The sequence below is a fragment of the Streptomyces sp. NPDC101490 genome (assembly GCF_044767145.1).
Taxonomy (GTDB): Bacteria; Actinomycetota; Actinomycetes; order Streptomycetales; family Streptomycetaceae; genus Streptomyces.
In genome coordinates this window covers 181,021-188,107 of sequence record NZ_JBIWNI010000014.1, presented here as the reverse complement: position 1 = coordinate 188,107, position 7,087 = coordinate 181,021, and the positions used below count along the sequence as shown (strand labels likewise).

At 70.2% G+C, this 7,087-nt stretch carries 7 protein-coding genes and 1 pseudogene; 2 read left to right on the top strand and 6 right to left on the bottom strand.

Annotation, left to right across the window (positions count from 1 at the left end; genetic code table 11):
• Positions 1 to 132: 132 nt before the first annotated feature.
• Positions 133 to 1,000 (bottom strand): annotated as a pseudogene (locus tag ACIRQY_RS24005) (IS5 family transposase).
• Positions 1,001 to 1,197: 197 nt separating this feature from the next.
• On the opposite strand from ACIRQY_RS24005, the gene ACIRQY_RS24000 reads away from it, so the two are divergent.
• A complete protein-coding gene (locus ACIRQY_RS24000; RefSeq protein WP_403929046.1) occupies positions 1,198 to 2,019 on the top strand; it encodes a helix-turn-helix domain-containing protein in 822 nt (273 codons plus the stop codon).
• 208 nt (positions 2,020 to 2,227) lie between these two features.
• Here ACIRQY_RS24000 and ACIRQY_RS23995 read toward each other — a convergent pair whose 3' ends face one another.
• The 5 genes from ACIRQY_RS23995 to ACIRQY_RS23975 form a co-directional block, all read right to left on the bottom strand.
• On the bottom strand, positions 2,228 to 2,641 hold the full coding sequence (locus ACIRQY_RS23995; protein ID WP_403929044.1) for a hypothetical protein: 414 nt from the start codon (positions 2,639 to 2,641) through the stop codon (positions 2,228 to 2,230).
• A 28-nt stretch (positions 2,642 to 2,669) separates the two neighbouring features.
• Complete coding sequence (locus ACIRQY_RS23990) at positions 2,670 to 2,852, bottom strand: hypothetical protein (protein WP_403929042.1); 183 nt, start codon at positions 2,850 to 2,852, stop codon at positions 2,670 to 2,672.
• Between the two features lie 304 nt (positions 2,853 to 3,156).
• Positions 3,157 to 3,774 carry an RNA 2',3'-cyclic phosphodiesterase gene (thpR, locus tag ACIRQY_RS23985; protein ID WP_403929039.1) on the bottom strand — a complete coding sequence of 206 codons (618 nt, stop codon included), beginning with the start codon at positions 3,772 to 3,774 and terminating at the stop codon, positions 3,157 to 3,159.
• A gap of 416 nt (positions 3,775 to 4,190) precedes the next feature.
• Complete coding sequence (locus ACIRQY_RS23980) at positions 4,191 to 4,805, bottom strand: GDSL-type esterase/lipase family protein (RefSeq protein WP_403929036.1); 615 nt, start codon at positions 4,803 to 4,805, stop codon at positions 4,191 to 4,193.
• A gap of 13 nt (positions 4,806 to 4,818) precedes the next feature.
• Positions 4,819 to 5,685, bottom strand: coding sequence for a fumarylacetoacetate hydrolase family protein (locus ACIRQY_RS23975; protein ID WP_403929033.1), 867 nt, complete (start codon positions 5,683 to 5,685; stop codon positions 4,819 to 4,821).
• A 174-nt stretch (positions 5,686 to 5,859) separates the two neighbouring features.
• On the opposite strand from ACIRQY_RS23975, the gene ACIRQY_RS23970 reads away from it, so the two are divergent.
• Positions 5,860 to 6,870, top strand: a complete 1,011-nt coding sequence (locus tag ACIRQY_RS23970; RefSeq protein ID WP_403929030.1) for a hydroxyacid dehydrogenase — start codon at positions 5,860 to 5,862, stop codon at positions 6,868 to 6,870.
• The last annotated feature ends 217 nt before the right edge of the window (positions 6,871 to 7,087 follow it).

Below are 7,087 nucleotides of genomic sequence, written 5' to 3'. Positions count from 1 at the left end.
GCACCTGCTGGCCACCTGGACCGGAACCTGCCCCACCTGCCGACAAACCACCCCATGGCAGCCCTACGACACCACCTAACAAAGCACTACTAGGGGCGGAGCTCGGTTTAGAGGTCGTTTTCGTCCGATGTTTCATCCCAGGATCGGATGCTTGGTGGGGCTTTTCGAGTCGCGCCAGGAGATGGTGTTCTCGCCGGTGAGTCGGCGGGCCATGAGATCAGTCATGGCGAGGTTGACCAGGGCTTCGGAGCGGGTGGGCAGGGCTTCGTAGTCGCGGGCCAGGCGGCGGTGGAGCATGAGCCATCCGTAGGTCCGCTCCACCGCCCACCGCTTCGGGATGGGGGTGAAGCCCCTGGTGCCGGGGTGCGGGCGGTGATCTCCATGTCGATGCCGAGGGTCGCGGCGTGCTCGACGAGGTGCTGGCGGTAGCCGCCGTCGACCCACACCTTGCGAACGGTCGGGTGCTCGGCGGCGACGCGGTCCAGGAGCCGGGTGTCGGCGACCGAGTCCTGCACGCCGGCAGCGGTGACCAGCACGGCCAGCAGGAGGCCGAGCGTGTCGGTGACGATGCTCCGCTTCCTGCCGACGATCTTCTTGCCCGCGTCGATGCCCTGACCGGCGGCCGGGACACCGGTGGAGGTCTTGACGCTCTGCGCGTCGATCACACACGCCGACGGTTCACCGTCCCGTCCTCCTTCTCCCGCAGCAGCTGCCTGAGCAGGCCGTTGAGCTGCGCGAACACACCCTCGTCCGCCCATTTCGCGAAGTAGCCGTAGACGGTGTTCCAGTGCGGGAAGTCGTGCGGGAGGCAGCGCCACTGGACTCCGGTGCGATCCACATACAAGATCGCGTCCATGATGTCGCGCAGGTCGTGCTCGGGCGGCCGGCCGAAGCCCAGGGCCCTGCCGCGCCGCTCGAAGCGCCAGGCCGAGAGCACCGGCTCGATCAACTCCCAGCGCGCATCGGACAGGTCACTCGGATACGGACGTCGCTTTGCCATGCTTCCGGCGTACCGCCCCGAACCGAGTGCGCCCAGGCGCACAGCCGCGACGGCGGAAGCACTTCGGAAACGACTTCCCAGGATGAAACAGACCCAGACCACACGCCGCCCCAGCCGTCACCCCATCCGGCCGATCAGCACCGATGACACCACCCGCCTCACCACCACAACCGCCCACTTCAATAATCGGCAGATATGTGAGCATCAAAGATGAAAACGACCTCCCAGGCAACGTTTGCCTGGTCATGGGAAACTACTCCGTCGACTGGGGGGAGTGTGGCGTGGAGACTGCCAACCGCGTGCTGACAGCGGACGTGATCGCGGCACTCAGGTACTGGCCTGGTGTCATATGTGCGGGTCAGAAGCATCCTCCGGAGCCGGTGGACATGACCGTCCTGCCGCCTTTCTTCAACGAGGTGCTACAAGGCCTTCCGTGGTGGAACCGCGACTGGAAGTTCGACCGCGTCCAGCCGGGAAAGCCCGCAGAGACTGGGGATCACCGCTGCGACCCCGCCGCGAGGTTCACCGAGGTGTCGATCCCAGGAACGGTCACCTCCGGAAACGGCGATAGCCAGTCGTTCGTTGCCAAGGTCGGGTTCACGGGCGACCGGCTGATCCGCTTCCAGGCCAAGATCGGTGACGTTGTCATCGGCCCGGCCGTTGCCCCTGCCGGGCGATCGGAACCGCACCCGTTCGGACGGATACTCACCGGGTTGATGAACCTGCGCGGGATTCCGGTCAAGGACATGGCCAGGGCAGCCGGACTGTCGATGTCCACCATCCACATGCTCTGCCGCGGGCACAACCCGAATCTGCTGCAGGCCCGCCTGATCGCCGGGGTCCTGGACATGTCCGAAGCGGACCTCAAAGTCATCGCCGGACTCGAGGACGGAAGTACGCAGCAACTGACAGGGATGGCGCCACGAGGTGGCGTTGGTGCTGCGTCAAGTGACGTTCGCCCGCTGTGGGAGTCGAATCCAAACAGCGCGCCACGTCATCACAAGGCAAAGGTTCGCTGATGCGGCAATAGTTCAGAGAATCCGAGTCGTTGACTACCTGGGCCGTGATCACCCTGATGACCAGGCGCATCACCCGTCGGAAGTCCTGCCGGGCCAGCCAGCCGGCCTCTCGCGAACACACCCGCGACTGATCTCGGTCACCACCGCGACCCGAACCGCACTTCCCGCCAAACCCACCCTCACGCCGAGTCTAAGAACCGTCAGTCACTCACTCGAACATCCCTGATCCGGACGGTTCTCCTGACCGCCTCGGTTCAGCCGTTCGGGGGGCCTGCTCGTTCACGCGGCCCTCCCACGCCCCGACACAGTGGGCGAGGTCCTCTGAGAGGTAGACGTGAAACCGGCGTGGCGGGTCGATGATCGTGGCCATGTACACCCGTACGTCTCCTACATCGTGGAGGCCGTCCACGGCCTGAGCCAGGCTCTCCAGGAAGTCCGGATCAGATCCTCCCGTCTCCACCAGCATGTCCAGCCGGTCGCACCAGATCGCCCACAACGAGCGGGCCGAGGCCGTACTCGAATAGATCTCCCACCGTGCGCCCGACAGCAGAGCAGCCAAGGCCGAGGGCCCGCTGATGGAGCCATTGCGGGCCAGAGCGGACCTCAACATCTCGAACGTCACATCTCCCCCTCTGGTTTGGCCTTGGTGCTCAGAACCCGTCGCCCCATCCGAAAGCGACGTTGGACGCGCGCTGGAGTGCGTGGCGGCCGTGGTCCCCGTCGGCGTAGGCCCATGCGAGAACTCCGGAGAACCAGAGCAGAAGAACTCCGCCGACGATGCCCGGAGCGACCACCTTCCCGTTCCAGCAGAGGAGGGCCAGGGCGATGGTCACGATGGCCAGGCCGAGGTGGGCTCCCCGCGAGTCGAGCGACGCAGCCTTGCGTGCCTCTCTGCGTTCGGCCCGTTCTACGGCGAAGCGCCCTCCCGAACAGACTGCGGTTCGTTCTCGTCGAAGTTCATTGCATCCCCCTGACGCTGACGCTACATGGACCCAGTCCATGTCGGCAGAGGAGCATCACGGGGATATGGATCAGGTACTCAGCCATGGCGGGCCGTGTTCAGCCACGGCGGGCCACCCCGTCCCGGCTCTCGTCCACACGCGGTAACGTCTCCGCTTCCGTCGGCGCGCGGTGAGTTCAGTGCCCGCTGAAGCTCCAGGACTCGATGTCGCGGTACCGGATGGGCCCGGGACCGCGTCCGAAGTCGCTGCCGACCAGATGCAGCCGCTCGGTCCGCCAGGGGCGGCCCTCGAACCCGGTGAGCCCGGCGGCGATCTCCGCCGCGCCGGTCGGGTCGTCCCGCCGGGCGCGCGCCAGCGTCAGATGGGGCCGCAGCGGCCGTTCCTCGAAGGGGACACCGCACTCCGCGACCACCGTGCGGACGTCCCGGGCGAGCCGGTGCAGTCCGTCCAGGTCGCCGTCGATCCCGCTCCAGACCACCCGCTCGTCGAAGTGTCCGCCGCCCCGCAGCGCCAGGACGACGGGCGGGCGCGCCGCGGCTAGCTCCGCGAGGGGGCGCCGCAGCGCCGGGACCGTACCGGCCGGGAGCTCGCCGAGGAACGCCAGCGTGATGTGCCAGTCCTCGATCCGGTTCCACCGCATCCGGGGGTGGGTCCCGTACGCGGGTCCGAGGGCGCGGGCGAGTTCGTCCTTCGCGGCGTCGGGCGGGGCGAGGGCGATGAACACGCGGACGGTCGCGGTCCTGTCCCGCGCCGTTCCGTCCGTGTCCGTGGGTCGCCCGTCCGGTTCTGTCATCGTCGTTCCCCGCTCGCCCCGCGTCCGGTCTTCCGGCTTCCGTGCTCCGGCCGGACCCGTGGTCCTCTCCGGGACCCGCCGTCGCCCGCGGGGCCCGGAGGCCGTTCGAGAGCGAGGGTACGCGGCCCGGGACTGCCCCGGGAGCCGGGTATGGACCCGACGGGCCGGGCTCCGACCCGTGGCCCGGGACGAGCGGCACCGGGTCGCGTCTGCGAGGCCGGGCGCTCTCGGTCCACCGGGACCTCCTCGTCTTCGCACCCGGCTGAGCCCGACCGGACCAGCCGGGTGCGAACAGAGCGGTCCCGGTGGGCCGGGCCGGACCCGGGGGAGCGGTCGTCGGCCGCCCGCCCGGTGGCACGACCGTCCGCCGTCACTCGAAGGGCGGGCCGTCCGTTCCGCCCCCGTCTCAGCCCGTCTCAGCCCGTCACACCCGCCGCCGTCAGCCATGTCTCCGCGAGGACGCGGTGGCCGAGCGGGCTCGGGTGGACGCCGTCCGGGGCGAGGGCCGCCGCTCCGTGTTCCCCGGCGGCGCGCCGCAGCGCCAGATCCGTGCGCACCACCGTCGCCCCGTGCGCGTCCGCCGCCCGCAGGACGGCCTCCGCCCTGGGGTCGAGGTCCTCGAACCAGGTCTCCTGGCCGGGGTCGGCCGGGAGCAGGAAGGGGACCATGACGAACAGCCGAGCGCCGCACTTCTCCCCGGCGGCGGCGAGGAGCCGGCCGAGGGCCGCCTCGAATTCCGGGACAGGGCTGGGCAGCCCCTGGTCGTAGCGGCGCCAGGTGTCGTTGATGCCGATCAGGACCGTGACGACGGTGGGGCCGTGCGCGAGGACGTCGTCGGTCCAGCGCGCCTCCAGGTCCCGGACGCGATGGCCGTTGATCCCCTTGTTGAGGACCGCGACCGAGGGGGACAGGGTCTCGGCGATCAGCCGCACGTAGCCGTCGCCGAGGGACGCGGGGTCCTCGCGGTCGCGGCCGCAGTCGGTGACGGAGTCCCCGACGAACAGCAGCCGGTCCTCCCGGGTGAACCGCATGGGAGTGCTCCTCTCAGGCCTGTCGGAACGAGTGGCGCATCATACCGAGGCCGTCGATGCCGCACTCGACGATATCCCCGGGCCGCAGATAGGGCCGGGGCTCGGGGCGGCCGAGGGCGACGCCCGCGGGCGTCCCGGTGTTGATGACGTCCCCGGGGTGCAGCACCATGAAGCGGCTCAGATAGCGGACGATCTCCGCGACCGGGAACACCATGTCGGCGGTGGTGCCGTGCTGGCGCTCCACCCCGTTCACGGACAGCCGCAGCGCGAGCTTCTGCGGGTCGGGGACCTCGTCGGGGGTCACGAGCCAGGGGCCGAGCGGATTGAACGTCTCGCAGCTCTTGCCCTTGTCCCACTGGCCGCCGCGCTCCAGCTGGAAGGCGCGTTCGGAGACGTCGTGGGAGACGGCGTACCCGGCGACGCAGGCGAGCGCGAGCGCGTCCGCGTCGTCGTCGAGGTACCGCGCGGTCCTGCCGATGACCACCGCGAGCTCGACCTCGTAGTCGGTCTTGACGCTGTCACGGGGGACCAGCACCTCGTCGTACGGCCCGGAGACCGTCCACGGGTCCTTCATGAAGACGACCGGCTCCCCGGGGATCGCGGCGCCCGTCTCCTCGGCGTGGTCACGGTAGTTGAGGCCGATGCACACCACCTTTCCCGGGCGGGCCACCGGCGCCCCGATCCGTACGCCGTCGGCCGGGAGCCCCAGCGGGGGCAGGGTCCCCCCGGCCACGGCACGGGCGAGACAGTCGAGTCCGCCGTCGGCGAGCGAGCGGTGGTCGATGTCGTCGAGGACGCCCGACGCGTCGAGGAGTTCGCCCGAGGCGTCCAGGACGGCGGGACGCTCGGCGCCCGCCTCGCCGACTCTCAGCACACGCATGTCAGCCACCCTTTACATCATTCATCGGATGTATCAACGCGGGTATGCAACCAATCGGCGCCTCTGTTGTCCAGAGGGAGGGGCGAGTTGGGCATGTTTGACCCATCGCCCGGGGATGTCATCCGATGTATCGTGTGCCGCGCCGCAACCGCACGCCCCCGGGAGGCCCCGCCGATGGCAGGTACGACAAGGATGCTCAACGCGCTGCTGGTCATGGAGGAAGGACGCAGGACGGATGTCTACCCGGCGCCCGTCCTGGACGACATCGCCCGACTGGTGAACCTGCGGACCCCCGCGCTCACCCGGGACGGACTGCACCGTGACCCCCGCGTCCTGGCGGACGTGGACGTGCTGCTCACCGGATGGGGAGCCCCGGTCCTCGGCGCGGAACTCCTCGCTCACGCGCCGGAGCTGAAGGCGGTCATGGTGGCGGCGGGTTCGGTGCGCCATCTGACCACCCCGGAGTTCTGGGCGAGGGGCGTCCCGATCGTCTCCGCCGCCGCCGCGAACGCCGTGCCCGTCGCGGAGTTCAGCCTCGCCCAGATCCTGCTCGGCCTCAAACAGACCCACCGGCTGAGCCGTCAGGTCACCGCCTACCGCCGTTTCCCGCACGACCCCCCGCTCGCCGGGGCGTACGGCTCGCGGGTCGGTCTGCTGGGCCTCGGCGAGATCGGACGGCTCGTCGCGGAGCACCTGCGCGGCTTCGGGGTCGAGGTGCTCGCCCACGACCCCGTCATCGATCCGGCCGACGCCCGCGCCCTCGGCGTGCGGCTGGTGGGGATCGAGGAACTGTTCGCGGTGTCCGACGTGGTGAGCGTGCACGCGCCGCTGCTGCCCGAGACCGAGGGGCTGGTCGGCGAACGGCTGATGTCCCTGCTCCCCGAGGGGGCCACCCTCGTCAACACGGCCCGTGGCGCCGTCCTGAACGAGCCCGAGGTGATCGGGGTCCTCTGGGAGCGGCCGGACCTCACCGCCGTCCTCGACGTCACCTGGCCCGAACCTCCCGAGCCCGACTCGGCGCTGTACGCCCTGCCGAACGTGCTGCTCACCCCGCACCTCGCCGGAGCCATGGGCCGGGAGCGCACCCGGCTGGGCGAACTCGTCCGGGACGAACTGCGGCGCCTGGTGCGCGGCGAGCCCCTGCGGCACGCGGTGGAACCGTCCCGGGCGGCGACCCGGGCGTAGGGCGGGTTTCGAGAGCCCCGCCTGCCCGGCGGCGTCCGGCACGCACGCTCGCCGCGTTGTCCGGATCGCCCCGACACATCAAGTGTCGGGGCGGCCCTCCATCTTGCGACCGCACGCACCGGACGCCGCCAGGCCTGCCCGGCGGGCAGGCGACGCTCCTTCCGAAACACCTGGGGACCCTGGGGCGCCCTCCGCCTCTCCCGTGCTCGTCGTGGCT